At 48.9% G+C, this 14,174-nt stretch carries 6 protein-coding genes, 1 pseudogene and 1 riboswitch; of the genes and pseudogenes, 6 read left to right on the forward strand and 1 reads right to left on the reverse strand.

The window, feature by feature from the left end:
* Positions 1–125 precede the first annotated feature (125 nt).
* A complete protein-coding gene (locus tag BN3279_RS03605) occupies positions 126–1,109 on the forward strand; it encodes an NAD-dependent epimerase/dehydratase family protein (protein WP_059049278.1) in 984 nt (327 codons plus the stop codon).
* Between the two features lie 166 nt (positions 1,110–1,275).
* On the forward strand, positions 1,276–2,733 hold the full coding sequence (locus BN3279_RS03610) for a DUF4129 domain-containing protein (RefSeq protein ID WP_059049279.1): 1,458 nt from the start codon (positions 1,276–1,278) through the stop codon (positions 2,731–2,733).
* A 331-nt stretch (positions 2,734–3,064) separates the two neighbouring features.
* On the opposite strand, the gene BN3279_RS03615 is transcribed toward BN3279_RS03610, so the two are convergent.
* A complete protein-coding gene (locus BN3279_RS03615; protein WP_059049280.1) occupies positions 3,065–4,372 on the reverse strand; it encodes a hemolysin family protein in 1,308 nt (435 codons plus the stop codon).
* 259 nt (positions 4,373–4,631) lie between these two features.
* Positions 4,632–4,731, forward strand: a riboswitch (purine riboswitch).
* Between the two features lie 68 nt (positions 4,732–4,799).
* Here BN3279_RS03615 and BN3279_RS03620 point away from each other — a divergent pair.
* The 4 genes and pseudogenes from BN3279_RS03620 (at position 4,800) to BN3279_RS03635 (ending at position 14,077) form a co-directional block, all read left to right on the forward strand.
* The gene (locus BN3279_RS03620; RefSeq protein ID WP_059049281.1) at positions 4,800–6,245 is read left to right on the forward strand and encodes an NAD(P)/FAD-dependent oxidoreductase; all 1,446 of its coding nucleotides are present in this window, start codon (positions 4,800–4,802) and stop codon (positions 6,243–6,245) included.
* 801 nt (positions 6,246–7,046) lie between these two features.
* On the forward strand, positions 7,047–8,009 hold the full coding sequence (locus tag BN3279_RS03625) for a stalk domain-containing protein (protein ID WP_059049282.1): 963 nt from the start codon (positions 7,047–7,049) through the stop codon (positions 8,007–8,009).
* A gap of 523 nt (positions 8,010–8,532) precedes the next feature.
* Positions 8,533–11,310 (forward strand): DUF5704 domain-containing protein, encoded by a 2,778-nt coding sequence (locus BN3279_RS03630; RefSeq protein ID WP_232436742.1) that lies wholly within the window; start codon positions 8,533–8,535, stop codon positions 11,308–11,310.
* Between the two features lie 324 nt (positions 11,311–11,634).
* Positions 11,635–14,077, forward strand: a pseudogene (locus BN3279_RS03635) (DUF3656 domain-containing U32 family peptidase).
* Positions 14,078–14,174 lie beyond the last annotated feature (97 nt).

Here is a 14,174-nt window from a genome sequence, read left to right on the forward strand (position 1 = left end):
CATAGCATTATATTAACGGGTGGCCCGTTTTATTCACTGGAATAGTATATTCTGGCCCAAGCTTACATATGGTGTTTGAAGCGGAAGTTAACGCCATTATATTGGGGAATGGGAGAGTCGGAAGTATGAAGGTACTGGTTACAGGGGGAGCCGGATTTATTGGTGGTGAAACGGTAAAGCGGATCAGGGAGCAAGATGAGCAGGTGGTTATTGTGGATAATGGGGACATGCGAGAAGGAAGCCACAAGCCGGAAGGGGATAAGGAAGTCGCCTATTACGCTGTGGATGTTGCGTCCAAAGAGCTGGAGGATGTTTTTGCCCAGGAGCGCCCGGATCGGGTCATCCATCTGGCGGCACAGACCAGCGTTCGGCGTTCCTTAAATCATCCGGTTGAGGATGCCCAGACGAATATTTTAGGGACCGTAAATGTACTGGAGCAATGTGTTCGTTATGGGGTACAGAAGATCGTGTTTGCTTCCTCGGCTGCTGTCTATGGCAATCCGGTGCATCTTCCTATCGCAGAGTCGCATGCTGCGGAGCCGCTGTCTTTTTACGGAATGTCCAAATGGGCGGGCGAAAGATACATACAGGCATTTGGCGAACGCTATGGGCTGGGCTATGCCATCTTGCGATACGCCAATGTCTATGGGATTCGGGAGCGCAGGACGGGGGAAGACGGAGTGCTGACGGCCTTTGTGGAGCGGCTACTGGCCGGACTGCCCTTGGATATTTTCGGGGATGGCAGACAAACACGTGATTTTATTTATGTAAAAGATGTAGCGGATGCGACGGTACATGCGTTACGGACGAATCAGAACCAAGTCCTGAATATTGGCAGCAGCACGGGGACCTCGCTCTTGGAAGTGGTGGATTTGCTCAAGGAGCTCTCCGGGCGTCAGTTGCAGCCGCAGTTTCATCCGGCCTCTTCGGGAGATATCGGGCATAGCATACTGGATAACGGCAAGGCACGTGATGCGCTGTGGTGGGAGCCGAGGTATACGTTGTACGAGGGCCTTCGGGAGATGGTAGAGTTCGAGATGGAGGTTCGCAAAAATCCCCTATTGGTCGAACGCTTGGCTTATAGTGAGGCTTCTACTTCGGTGATTTAACCTATATTTATGATCCTCCGTGTCTTTGACAAAGGAGCGGGGGATTTTTTGTGCTGGGTACGTGCTTGACCAGTCGATATGGTATGATCGAAGCAGATAATAAATGTACATACGCACGCATGATATAAATGAGGTTGGATTCAGTATAGACGAGGGAGGGGACAAGGTGACGCTCGATCAGGAGAAGGGAACAAACCAGGAATCTGCGCTTCAAGCTGATCATTATACGAATCAAAAGGATGGTGCCTATCTGGGCCAGTCCATTCGTTTATGGCTGTCCTGCCTGATGGAGCATGCCCTGCTTCTTCCTGTTTGGGTTTTGTTCGTCGTATATGCGTGGCCGGAAGCTCTATCCTTCATTTGGCTGGGAGGGATGTTGCTTTTGTCGCTAATTGGAGCGTTGCTGTCCTTCTCCTTGCGCAAATTATGGCAACGAGGGGCGGTGGCTATATGCCTGGGGATGGGGTATGCTTCATTGCCGTTGATTTTGCTGCCACGTCTAGGATTTGCAGGCAGCGATATAACTTCCGAGCCTGCCCGAGTGGTTAATATCATGCAAGCGGCGTTCTTCCTTGCAGCCGCTGTGGTGTGCATCATGCAGGGGTTGACCGCTGCGTCACGTAAGGGGCATTACCGCTTGTACTGGGCGGCAATCACAATTTATTTTATTGCCGGAATCGTGTTCCCCAGAGTGCCACTCCTTAGTGACAGTGTGCCGCTATTAACCTGGGCCGGGGCTGCTTGTGTGGCGGCAGCGCTCTTCGTAACGAATCATCAGCACTTGCGCTATAATCTGGATTCTACCGGCTCGCATGAGCGTTTGCCCGCTGGATTGAAGCGGCATAACCGGTTGTTCGTGACGGCCATCATAGTAGCTTCGCTCTTGCTGGCTGCTGGAGTGGGGCGTTGGATCGGCGGCGTATTGTGGGGGATGCTTCGTGGATTGTTGCAATGGCTCACGCGCTCGCCAGCTCCTGAGGCGATCCTCCCGGAGGAGCCCCCCGCCATGCCATCTCCACCGCCGTTTCTACCTGAAGAGGTCCGTGAGCCTGGGCTGCTGGCAAAACTGCTGAACATTGTGTTTTATGTTTTTGGCGGTTTGGTAATTGCAGCACTGGTTGTTGTGGCTATATATTGGCTGTACCGTCATGGAGGAACCATCTGGCGCAAGAGCATTGCCAGGTTGTTATCCTTGTTGCGCCGGGAGTCAGCTCCTTACTCTGCCGAGGTGTATCGGGACGAGGAGAAAAATATCTTTAGCTGGGAAGACGCGCTGCAAGGCTGGCGCCAGGCGGCTTCACGTTTGTTTGGGGTTAGGACATCGGCCCCGGAACGTTGGGAAGAGATACAAGATAGCCGGGAGCGGGCACGTTACTTATACCGCCAGTTCTTGCGCAAAGAGCGAGAACAGGGATATAGCCTGAAGGCTGAGTTGACTCCAAGGGAAACCGCAGAGGATATCCGCAGCGAGCAGGAACGGCAGGCAGGGATGAAGAAAGCTTCTGGACGTAGAGGGGAAAGGGATTCCGTAATTCAGCGCCTGCTTAAGCTCTATTATCCGGCCCGTTATGGCGATAAGCCCATAAATGAAGAGGAACTGGCAGAGCTCCACCGTCGCCTATAGTATAAGAGGTTGTTCAAAAAGTCACCTTCCCAGAACGAAGTAGTTCAAGGAGTGAACTCGACATCGAATCTTGAATTCAGCCGGGCCTAGCGTAGGCTTCCGTAGTATGTTTCCTTCAGAAACATTTGAGTTGCTCACGTACCCACTACGTACGCTCCGCTACTCAGTCCCTAGCCTCATCCAACCTTCTCGGTCCTGAAAATTCGACTTTTTGAACACGCACTATAAATAAATATAGATATATAGATCGTACTAAACAAAGCGAGCTTACCGAAGGGAAATCCTCGGCAAGCTCGCTTTTTCTACAATATATTATCTATGGAACAGGTCGTTAAACGGACCCTTGCTTCATAATTTCAAGTTTTCTGAAACGGTGAGGTTCTTTCTCCAGCAGCTTGAAGGTTAAATCCTCATGCTCCAACGTATCGCCCACATCCATCACAGGGTTCATGCCGTAGAGCCAGCCGCCGATCGTATCCACTTCCTCCGTACTGAGGTCTGTCAACAGCACTTCGTTAATTTGATTAACGGTCACTGTCCCTAGCGCAACGACATGGAGTTCGTTCAGTTGTACGAGCGGGTCCTCCTCTTCCTTGTCGAATTCGTCGCGAATCTCGCCGACCAATTCTTCCAGGATATCCTCCAGGGTGACTAATCCGGCTGTACCGCCGTACTCGTCGATCAGAATGGCAATATGAGTGCCTTCGGCCTGCATTTTCTTCAGCAATTCGTTGATTGGAGTAACCTCTGAGACCGTTATGGCCGGTTGCAGCAAGGAAGCAAGCTCTAAGTCGGGATTACTGTCATAGGATAAGAAAAATTGCTTGGTATTAATGACGCCGACAATATTATCTTTGCTGCCTTCTACCACGGGAAACCGCGTATATTGCTGTTCCTTGATGATGTCCAGATTCTCTTGCCGCGTCTTGTCCGTATATAAGCACACCATATCGGTACGCGGAACCATAATTTCCTTGGCGAGCAAGTTATCAAACGCAAAAACGCGATTTACGTAACCATATTCGTTTTGGTTGATTTTGCCGCTTTCGAAGCTTTCGTTGATGATAATTTGCAGTTCTTCCTCAGAGTGGGCATCTTCATGCTCGGAAGCTGGCTTGATGCCGATCAGGCGTACAAGCTGGTTGGCCGATCCATTCAAGGCCCAGATAAACGGGCGCATAATCTTGGTGAACAAGATCAAGGGTCTAGCCGTAAGCAAGGCAATTTCCTCGGATTTGCGAATTGCCATCGTCTTCGGAGCCAATTCTCCGACAACCACGTGCAAATAAGTAATGACTACAAATGCGATAACGAAAGAAAGCCCACTACTGACTGCTTCAGGTAATTCAAGGCTTTGAAACACCGGATGAAGGATCTTCTCTACGGTTGGTTCCCCTAGCCAGCCAAGTCCCAGCGCGGTAATCGTAATCCCAAGCTGACATGCTGACAAATAACCATCGAGATTAGTGGTTACCAGTTTGACGGCGGGCGCTCCCTTATGCCCTTCCGCAATTAACTGATCAACCCGACTTCCCCGGACACGTACAATCGCAAACTCTACGGCCACGAAAAATGCGGTGAGCGCAATGAGGATTACGACCAAAACCAAGTACAATACCAAAAGCCTGTCACTGTCCATTCTCTACATCTACTCCTTGTTAAATATTAAAGTGATAAAGCATAAGCTCATTATATAATAGGCTGACTAGAGAAAGCGAATTCGAGAAAGCCAATAAAACGAGACTTTAATGATATAAACGTTCGTGTTTATTGGATTTAATACTGATGAAATAACGAATTTAGTGATTTTATTAATGCAAATACGAATATTAATCGGTTTTTGAACTTGACTTCGTCTATTTTTTTCAATATACTGTGGTTGTTTCGTAAGAGTTACATGAGTTAGATAACTTAACGTTCGTATAACCTCAATAATATGGATTGAGGGTCTCTACAAGGAACCATAAATTCCTGGCTACGAATAGGGTGCTTTGGCATACCTATGAGTAGCCAGGATTTTTTTAAAAAGAGGTAGTACTGATACTTTTTACTTGTGGAGGATACAGATGAGTAAATATGATGTGATTGTGGTGGGAGCAGGTCCTGCGGGGATATTTGCGTGTTATGAGTTAACTCGGAAGGCTCCGCATTGGAAGGTGCTGCTGGTGGATAAGGGGCATGATATTTACCGCCGGAGATGTCCAATTCTGGAAGAGAAAATTACCCTTTGTCCGCCTGCTGCCGGGCGCAAGGAGTTTGCAGGATGCCTGCCAGCTTGCTCCATTACGGCCGGATTCGGTGGTGCCGGGGCTTACAGCGATGGTAAATTTAATATCACGACGGAATTTGGCGGTTGGCTAAATGATTATATTGCTCCCTCCCGGGTGCTTGATTTAATTAAGTACGTGGATTCAATCAATCTGGAGCATGGGGCTACCCGGGCGGTTACAGACCCGTTGACCGAAGCGGTACGGGATATTGAGCAGCGTGGATATGCGGCGGGCCTGAAGCTGCTGCGCGCGCAGGTACGTCACTTGGGCACGGAGCAAAATCTGGAGATTTTAAAATCCATTTACGAATATTTGAATACACGTATCGATATGCTGTTCAAGGCAGAAGTGGCCGACTTGATCACAGATAAACAGGATGATAGCCACATAGTACGGGGGATTACGCTGAAGAACGGTGACACGCACGAGGCGGATTTGGTAATGGTTGCTCCCGGCCGGGATGGCTCGGCTTGGCTGACGGAGATTTTGAAGAAGCGTCGGCTGAAGATGACGAATAATCAAGTAGACGTTGGGGTGCGCGTAGAGACATCCGATGTGGTGATGCGTGAGATTAATGAGCATTTGTATGAAGGCAAATTTATCTACAACACTTCAGTGGGCACGAGAGTACGCACGTTCTGTAGTAATCCATCGGGACACGTAGTCGTGGAAAATCATAGCGGGGTTATGGCGGCAAACGGGCATTCTTTCAAAGATCCGGCACTGGGGTCCCATAATACGAATTTCGCCTTGCTGGTATCCCATAAGTTCACGGAGCCGTTTGACAAGCCCAATGAATATGCGCGGGAAATCTGCCAGCGGGCCAATGATTTGTCTAACGGCGGGGTAATCGTGCAGCGGTACGGGGATATCCTGCGGGGCCGTCGATCAACCGCTGGTCGGATTTCGGAAGGGTTCCTGGAGCCTACACTGAAGGAAGCGGTGCCGGGAGATCTGGGGCTAGTCCTCCCTTACAACACGATGAAGAGCTTGATTGAGATGGTTGAGGCCCTGGAGAAGGTCACGCCAGGAATCGCCTCGGAGCACACGTTGTTTTACGGTGTAGAGGCCAAATTCTATTCGGCCCGGCCGAAGCTCAGCGAATCGCTGGAAACGGAAATCAGCGGCCTGTTCTGCGGCGGCGATGGCGCCGGAATTACCCGGGGCTTGGCTCAAGCCGGAGCCGCCGGAGTGTGGATCGCCCGGGGGATGCTGGAGAAGGCCGGAGCGAGCCGGGCTTAACTTTTGGTGAAATTAAGTGAACAGGTAATAAAGCTAGCTGTGGAGCAGCGGATTGGCTGGGAATGGTGGAGTGGGGCGGTGCAAGGCCGGGTTACGCTACACGGGAGATGAGTAGCGCCAGGCTAAACGAGGTTACATGGAAGTGGAGTAGCTTGTGTGGCCACCTATGCGGATTATGCGCGGCGTAGAGGGCCTGATTACACATTGCGTAAAGCCCTGGCTACACATTAATGGGAAATCCTCCCGCTAATTTGCGTATTATGGCTCATCTCTGATAATTAGCTGGAAAAGCTCCCTATAAATCAATGGTTTAGCTCTATTTTCAGTGCTTTTGGAAAAATTATATGGAGGAATTCCAGTTAACTGTTTTAGGATGGCGAAAAAAGAGTTTTTAGCTGGAGGAATTCCCACTAAATTGTTTGAATCGCAATTATAGATGTGCTTTTGATAATATATATCTGCTTGATGACTCACCTGCAAATGAATTTGGTAAGTAATCGTTGCAGTCTAGAGTGAAAGGTTCTTCCCAAATGGAAGAAATTCACTTATACTAATAACTGGTGAAGCACACCTTGCATCGTAATGGATGGCGAGGTGTGCTTTTTTGTTGTTTGTATATGGGTTAAATTCACAAATTAGAGAGAAGGAAGGAGGTTGATGGAGAAAGGATGGCGAATATTGGGGGAGATGGATTTGGGGAGGAACCCCGCGGAAAGGATGACCGCTCTTGCCAAATAAGTTGCTAACTGAGGGATGATCCAGGTGGGAGTTTAGATTATTTTTTACAAGGGAGAGAATATCATGAAGAGAATGATGATCTTGTTATTGACCTGCATTATTACATTTACAGGTGTGTTTGTTATTGGTGGAGATATTAGTTTAGCTGCTTTGGCTGCTTCTAACGATCATGAGGTTCCTAAAGTAAAAAACATGTCTATTGAAGTGCTGATCGATGCGAGAAGAGTGGCTTTTCCTGATGAAAGGCCGCAAATCAATAACGGAACCACCTTTGTTCCGCTACGTTTTGTGTCGGATAAGTTGGGGGGAGCCCTGGAGTTGAAAGGGAAAGATATTACGATTGTTAAGGGGGATCGGACGGTTAAACTCACGATTGGCGCTAAAACGGCAACGGTGAATGGCGAAACAGTTACTTTAGATAAAGCTTCGTTTGCAAAAAATGGACGGACGTTGGTTCCGCTGCGCTTTGTCAGCGAAGCACTCGGAGAAAATGTGAAATGGGATGCACCAAATCAATATATCTGGATTGGCAGCACTGAGGTTCCTACGCTGGAGGAGATTAGTACGCCTATTCCCATCAAGCCCTACTTACATTTATATGAGAAGGGGGAAAGCTTGATAAATTATGGCGCGGTGTCATTAGACCAAGTACGATTGGTCAATCTTAATGACTTTCCTATAAAGTTTGAGAAACAGATTATTTACCGTATGGATTATGCTGCGATGAATAATGGATTGGAATACCTGCGTTCTGTTACTGATAGTAAAGCTTTAATAGGTCATGGCATCTATTTACTTCAAAAAGGAGAACCAGCTAAATTTCGCGCAGAGATTTCTTATTTGCGTGAACGAGTTACGGACTTTTCAGATTATCGAGTAAAGTATCATAAGGTAGCTGTTCCAACAGATGAAGATCAATTGGGAATTAAAGATTATAATAAAATTCGTTTGAAGGACATTCAATATGTTGGTTTGTCTGTTGATGCTGATACGGCTGTTCTCATCAAAAATGATTTTACAGAATAAGTTGGTAAGAAAGATGAATAAAATAAGGATACTCAAATGGCTGTTTGGTGTAGGTTGTTTTCTTTTGTTAACAAGCATCCCATTAAACACATTCTCTGCTTCGAATTCTGATTTTGCTAATAGCCATATTACACCTTATCGAGATCCAACAGGTATTCAAAATAAACGCTACGCGGTGGGTTTTATGTCATTTGAAATATGGACCAATGGATCAGGACAATGGATTACTAAAAAGCCAGGAGAACTTATTAATGGCGCTGAGGGGCTGAATCACCGCTATACTTTTTCGTTTCCAGGAAGAGCAGTTGAAGATGTGCAGGTCAGAGTATTCGCTGCTGGGGATCCCAAGCACATTGAATACTTTGATAATTCAAGACAGGGGGATTTTTCGTCTTTGAATAGATACTTCGCAACAGTAATCTCAGTTAGTTCGACTGGAAACATATCAGGAAAGGGAACAAGCAGTGTTTCTTTTGATCTCAGTTTAAATGGGAGATTGAGCTCCTCTGCTCTTTATGACATCGTGGCAAATGAACACAGCCCTGGTGACTTTTCTCCTGATCTTAGAGCCTATCGCTATTACTTTCCAGTTCTGTTTGAATTCACATTAAGTGGGCAGTTGGAGATCAGTTACTTTACGGAGACCGGTCAGAATTTGAGCGCGATTGAGCCGCAAACGTTTCAATACACTAAAATTTCAATGGAGGCAGGGAAAACTTACCCGAATACACCGCCAGTATCATCAAAGTATGAATATGTGGGCTACAAGAAAAGTACTACAGGAAAACCTCCTGAAGGTGAAATTATCAAGACACCACCACCTGCATTGACCTATGATGGCAGTTATGACAGCTACAAATTGATGATGTATTACAGACCGAAGGACGGAGTACCACCGGATGAACCTACTCCTCCTGATGGTGGCGGTCAATGCACTGATCCAGCCCCAACGGGACAAGTCATGGACATGCCCTTAACTTCACCTGATCCCAGCGCCGTGATTAAGGCGGATAGCCGGGGGGCGGAGAGGTTTAATGTGCTGGATGGGATTCCGACGACGGAGAGTCTGTATGGGAATGTTCTAGCCAAGAGTTATTTGCACCAGAACAAGTTTGTTGAAATGGGTGGCACGTGTACCTTTGATATTACTGTGAATCGGGAGTATACCTTGACTTGGGACCCGGGGAAGACGGTAACGGATGATGAAGGCAATACCCGAACAGAACCCGATCCTCAGACTGATACTGAGACGGTTACCAAGTCGTACGCTATTCAGCGCGAGTATTCTTACTGGGTGATTGATAATCTGGAAGTCTACCAAATCGACGAAACAACTCTGCAAAATTATGCATTTGCAGGAAATGAGATTCGTATTTTGCCCGCAGGGTACATACCACCTAGTTACTCTACTGCCAAATCAAGTGGCTTTACGGCTCCTAAGCCGGAAAACCCGGTAGAAGCCCCATCGGGGAGTAAATCAGGAATCAAAAGTAGGCCGAGTGTTTCGGGAGAAAATTTGAGTTCTTATGCTGAAGGCGCGGTAGAAGAAGTGAAGGTCACGAATGATACGCTCACTTTTAACGGAGCTACGATTATGCAGGGGGCCGAAGCTACGCGTTCTGGGCCGAGACCGGGAACAATCCCTGTTGCCTCATCCATTGGGGAGAATGTGCTATACAGTCCGGGACATGAAATTCCGACGAGTAAAACGAATAAAGCAAATCAGCCCAGCACAGGTACGATCTATTATGGTTTGATGAGCGGAAATATCCAGGGGGGCGAAGGTAAGAGCTATTCCATTCAAGGTATTAACTCGGTAACGGTGCATACGCCAGTCGTTATGTATCCAGACGTGTCAGATGATGCTGCTCATAATCAGAAAACAACACCTGCTGCGGGAAGCTCAGCGCTAATTTTAGATCGACCATTTACCGTAGAGTTACCGAACAGTGGACAGCATACGAACTATAAAGGGTATGGCAACCGAGATTATCTCAAATACATAGGCAGCAAGCAGGTGCGTTTTCCGTTTGATGTGTATGATGGAGCACGAGCGACATTTTATCCAAAAAATTCTTGGATAGAAGTACGGAAAGAGCAGGAAACGTTCTCCTTCTTTTTGCCTGTTTGGGTGGATGAAGGTTTTTACGAGGTAGAGTTCCGTTCGATTTCACATAATGCACCGGGAGGTGCTACACAGCAAACGAGTGCAAACCTGAATCTGTCCCACCACGTCGCTTATGATAAGGTCCCTGTGGATGTGATTGGACGAGTGTATGATTTTCGGGTGACGGATATTGCCGATTATAACTGGGAGCTGGTGTTTCGTACGGAAAAAGGCAATCGCACCCCAACAGGGGTATCGTATTGGGTAGGGCGTCAAGGAATTGATGGGGCGCTGCGAGGAAACTCTGCTCTGTACACTTTACCTATTCGGCCGGGAAGTCATCCACTATATAAGAATGCCGTCATTAAGACAGGATATCACTTCAAGTTTGATCTGAAGACGAAGGGTAACATGTTTGGTGTGGAGGATCAGATCGTGATTACCCCAAGCTTCTATTTTGTGGATGGGGACAGTGGGGCCAGACAAGCGGTGGACTTGTATTATCATACCGGGAGCCGGAGTTATGTCCGGATTGGTTCCCCGTCAGATCAGGTAAAGCGGTACGTCATTCTGAATGAGCGTCTGCGAAATGTGCCGGAGGAAGAACTGAGAGATACGGCGCTGTACAAGTATGATCATGAGTATACGTTTAATCAGGTGGCTGGGATTGGACGAAGCCAGTTTGTGCAAAACTTTATGGAGCGACAAACGATTCGAGAGATATCCATCGGAAGCTTGAGTCTGCTCAGGTTGCCTGAGGGAGTACGAACGCTGATTGGCCCGAAGACGGAAATTCCGTCTTCCGTAGACCCAGCCAGAGCCAATGCAGCGGTCCAAAAGTGGTACGGGGAATACAGTCTGCCCGCCGAATTGTTTGCCGTACCGACAGGAACGAATGTGGCAGAGTATGGTCGCACACATGGGGGATTGACGGACCGGTCGGAAATCTTTTTGAAAAATGGCTATATTGTGGTGAACTTCAATGTGGAAACGGTGCGAAACGGGGAGCTTGACCGGCCTTATCTGCAATATATTTATGGCCCGCTAATGAATCAATGGTATGACATGGAGGGATTTGCCCGGCAGGTGGCGGATCCGTATGGGCGAAAATTCAGTTTGCAGGATGGGGATGTCGTATTTTATCATGCGGACTTGTCGAGCAGGGATGATTTCCGGTCTATGGTGACGCATTGAGTGCACCAGAGAGTGGATGCCGGATGCTGCGATATTGCTGCATAACGGAGGCGAAACTTCTTCATTATGTTGAGAAAAATTATAAAAGGCTAGAATAATAAGATCAGTGCTTTGCCCATGGGAGCCGTTAACAATGGTTCTTGTGGGCTTTTTTTGCGTGTAATGTGTATGCTGCTTGGTGGATTTAAGTATTTTTATGGTGAATGGCTGGAAAAGCTAGAGTACGTCGGCAATGTCTGCTAGAATAAATAAGTTAATGGATGATTCAATTTTGAAGCTTTATGAGAGATGAATGCTGACCAGGGTCAGCTTGGGAGGATATATATGAGTAGCCGTAATACTGGATTAACCAGACAGGATGTAGAGTTGTTGGCACCAGCCGGCGATTGGGACTGCATGCGGGCCGCCGTGGCGAATGGAGCAGACGCGATATTTTTTGGAGTGGAAAAGTTTAATGCCCGCGCCAGAGCGAACAATTTTCGGATGGATGAGCTGCCGGAAATCATGGCTTTTTTGCATAGCTATGGGGTCAAGGGCTTCCTGACGTTCAACATTCTCGTCTTTGAGGATGAGCTACGTGATGCGCAGGAATTGATTGAAGTTTGCATTGATAGCGGCGTGGATGCGGTCATTGTACAGGATTTGGGCTTGGTCAAACTGATTCGCGAGTTGTCGCCGGACTTCCCGATTCATGGTTCGACGCAAATGACGATTACGTCGCCGGAGGCTGTCGAGTTCGTTAAGCCTTGGAATATGGAGCGTGTGGTGCTAGGTCGGGAAAATAATTTGAAGCAGATTCAGGTGATCGGAGAGCAGGCGAAGCTGCCGATGGAGGTTTTTGTGCACGGGGCGCTTTGCGTTTCGTACTCCGGTCAGTGTCTGACCTCCGAGATGTGGGGTGGTCGTTCGGCGAATCGGGGCGAATGCGCGCAGGCTTGCCGCTTGCCCTATGATCTGATCGTGGATGGCGAACAAAAGCCGATGGGCGATGTGGCTTATCTGTTGTCACCTAAGGACTTGGCCGCCATTGATATTATGCCGGAGTTGATTGAAGCGGGCGTGACTTCTTTTAAAATCGAAGGTCGGATGAAGACTCCGGAGTATGTCGCCAACGTGGTGAGCAAGTATCGTAAAGCGATTGACCTGTATTTTGATGGTGATGATGCGCGGCCGTCCAAGGAAGAAATTCGTGAGCTGCAGCAGAGCTTTTCGCGTGGGTTTACGCATGGCTTCCTGGAGGGGACGAACAACAAGCAACTGGTGGAGGGAACTTTTCCGAAAAGCCGCGGTGTTTATCTTGGACGCGTAGAGAAGGTATTGCGCGATGGCGTGGTCTGTAAGCTGGAAGCCCCGCTTAAGCGGGGGGACGGAATTGTGTTTGATGCCGGGGACCCGACGAAAAAGGAAGAAGGCGGGCGTGTGTACGACTGGCGCCGCCAAGGGGTGAAGCAGGAGGGCGAAGCCGGAGAAGGCTGGATCATCGACATCGTGCCGGGCCGGAATGATGTCGATTTGCGCCGTGTGCATGTAGGGGATCGCATCTGGAAGACGAGCGATCCAGCGCTGGATAAACGGTTACGTCAGACCTATGAGACGGAGAAGCCGTATCGGGTGTTCCCGGTGTATGTGCGGGCCGTAGGCCATGCCGGGGGGCTGCTCTCGACCTTCTGGACGGATGTGCAGAAGGGAACGATGGTGCGCGTGGACTCGGAGCTGGAGCTCGAGATCGCGCAAAAACGGCCGATGGACGCAGCCCTGCTCGAAGAGCAATTCGGGCGTCTCGGCGGCACGGTGTTCCAACTCGAGAAGCTGGATACGGAGCTGCATGGCGACGTGATCCTGCCGATGCGAGAGCTGAACGGCATCCGCCGGCGGGCGGTGGAACTGCTCGCCGCCGAGCGGCCGAAGCCGCCCGTGTACCGCGCTGTGCCGCAGCCTGCCGCAGGTGCAGGCTGCGCTGGAAGCCGGCGTATCGTGGATTTACGCCGACTTCGAGTTTATCAAGCAGTTCCCGGCAGCGGTAGAAGCCGTTCGGGCCGCAGGCAAACGTATTGCTCTGGCTACGCCGCGCATTCATATGCCAGGTGAGAACGGCTACCACAACAACATCCTGCGTCTCCAGCCGGATGCGGTGCTGGTACGTAATACCGGGGCGCTCTATTATTATTTGCGCCACCGGCAGGAGAACCCGTCTGCGCAGCATCCGCAGTTGATCGGCGATTTCTCGCTTAATATCGCTAATCACAAAGCAGCGGAGCTGTTCCTGGAAGCGGGCTGTGACATGGTGACACCATCCTATGACCTCAACATTCAGCAGATGGTAGACCTGCTGGGTGTAAGCCGGACGGCTGAGATGGAGATTGTTATCCACCAGCATTTACCTATGTTTCATACAGAGCATTGCGTGTATTGCACCTTCCTCAGCGAAGGTACGAACTATACCAACTGTGGCCGTCCATGCGAAGAGCAACGGGCTTCGTTGCAGGATCGCATCGGTATGTCCCATCCGGTCCGGGTGGATGAAGGCTGCCGTAATACGGTCTACAATGCCATTGAGCAATCGGGCGCGGAATACCTGAGCCATTTTCTGGAGCTAGGAGTTTCCCGTTACCGGGTAGAGTTCTTGGAGGAAACAACGGAGCAAGTGCAAGAGGTTATTGATTTGTACAACCGGGCGCTACGTGGTGAAATTAGCGGTACTCAGGTGTGGAAAACACTGAAAGCCACCAATCAGCTTGGCGTTACCCGTGGACAATTGGTGAAGTAGACGAATATGGAATAAATATAGAGTCTTTATGGCAGAGAAAATTGGCCATAGGGACTCTTTTTCGTAACTCAAATATCAGAAAATACACCCTGCGAAG

The organism is Paenibacillus senegalimassiliensis, assembly GCF_001486585.1.
Classification (GTDB): domain Bacteria; phylum Bacillota; class Bacilli; order Paenibacillales; family Paenibacillaceae; genus Fontibacillus; species Fontibacillus senegalimassiliensis.

Bases quoted from the DNA above. Each gene is read 5' to 3' on its own strand.
- BN3279_RS03615 (WP_059049280.1), bottom strand. From the start codon at position 4,372: ATGGACAGTGACAGGCTTTTGGTATTGTACTTGGTTTTGGTCGTAATC.
- BN3279_RS03605 (WP_059049278.1), top strand. From the start codon at position 126: ATGAAGGTACTGGTTACAGGGGGAGCCGGATTTATTGGTGGTGAAACG.
- BN3279_RS03620 (WP_059049281.1), top strand. From the start codon at position 4,800: ATGAGTAAATATGATGTGATTGTGGTGGGAGCAGGTCCTGCGGGGATA.
- BN3279_RS03625 (WP_059049282.1), top strand. From the start codon at position 7,047: ATGAAGAGAATGATGATCTTGTTATTGACCTGCATTATTACATTTACA.